Genomic DNA, 1,169 nt, shown 5'->3' on the forward strand with positions numbered 1-1,169 from the left:
GTGGGAGGGGCGGCCCGAACGGCGCCGACCAGGGCTTGGGACGGGCGGGACACCCCTGGCGAGGCGTCTCTCGGACGTCAGTCGGCCTTGGCGGTGCTACGCGACTGGGCCAGGGTGTGGGCGCCGTCGATGACCACCGAGTCGGCGTTGACCGGCTCGCCGAAGCTGATGTCGTCGAGCTTCATCGACGGGTACTCGTTGTTGTCCTTGCTGGTCGCCTTCCAGGCTACGCCCAGGCCCGCGCCGTCGGCCGACACCCGGCCGTCGGGGCCGCGCTCGCGCGTCTTCTCGCGGGATCGGATCGGACGGTCCAGGCGCAGAGCGCGAGGGCGCGGACAGCCCCCGATCCCGAAGCGCCGGCATTGGCGGTGCAGGTCCCGATCTGGCCTCGAAGCCTTCCGGCTGGCTTGGGGCGCGTCCATACGCGATCTCTCATGGCCCGATCTGACCGGGGCCGGAGGCCCGGCAACCTCGTCGAACGACTTTCTTCCCCTGGCGGCGCGCCGCCATTCCTCGCGGTCCAAGAAACTCGCCGCCATCTGTCCTTCGGCAAGCCTGCGGGCGCGCGTGGCGCGCTGCCGGACCTCCTGTCGCCCCCGGTCCTGGGATCGCCATCGAGGTCGCGATGGTCGCGGCCCGAAGACAGAAGGAAGACTTCAATGGCGACGATCGGGACCTTCACCGCCAATGCCGACGGTTCGTTCTCGGGGGCCATCCGCACCCTCACCCTCAACGTCAAGAACGTCCGCATCCGCCCCTGCGAGAAGACCGGCGAGCGCGGCCCCGACTACCGGGTGTCGGCCGACGGAGCGGACCTGGGCGCGGCCTGGAAGAAGACCAGCAAGGACAACAACGAGTACCTGTCGATGAAGCTCGACGACATCAGCTTCGGCGAGCCGGTCAACGCGGCCCTGGTGGTCATCGACGGAACCCACACCCTGGTCTGGTCGCGCAGCGCCGCCAAGGCCGACTGACGTCCAAGGGACGCCCCGCCAGGGGCGTCCCGCCCGTCCTCTTGTCTCAATCGCCGTCGCCGGAAGGGCCGTCCGGCAAGAAGGCGTTCACCACGGCCAGCACCTTGCGGCGCATGACCGGCGAGAGTCGCGCCCTCGCCATCGCCAGCTGCGCGCCCTCGCGGCTGGACATCAAGGTCGCCACGACGTCGGCGG

At 70.2% G+C, this 1,169-nt stretch carries 2 protein-coding genes; one reads left to right on the forward strand and one right to left on the reverse strand.

Features of this window, described 5'->3' with window-relative positions; all coding sequences use genetic code 11:
- Window positions 1-77 precede the first annotated feature (77 nt).
- On the reverse strand, window positions 78-539 hold the full coding sequence (locus DMC18_RS27270) for a DUF736 family protein (protein ID WP_110132858.1): 462 nt from the start codon (window positions 537-539) through the stop codon (window positions 78-80).
- Between the two features lie 120 nt (window positions 540-659).
- Here DMC18_RS27270 and DMC18_RS08560 point away from each other — a divergent pair, with 120 nt between their 5' ends.
- Window positions 660-974 carry a DUF736 domain-containing protein gene (locus DMC18_RS08560; protein WP_110132859.1) on the forward strand — a complete coding sequence of 105 codons (315 nt, stop codon included), beginning with the start codon at window positions 660-662 and terminating at the stop codon, window positions 972-974.
- Window positions 975-1,169 lie beyond the last annotated feature (195 nt).

Source organism: Caulobacter sp. D5, from assembly GCF_003185805.1.
Classification (GTDB): Bacteria; Pseudomonadota; Alphaproteobacteria; order Caulobacterales; family Caulobacteraceae; genus Caulobacter.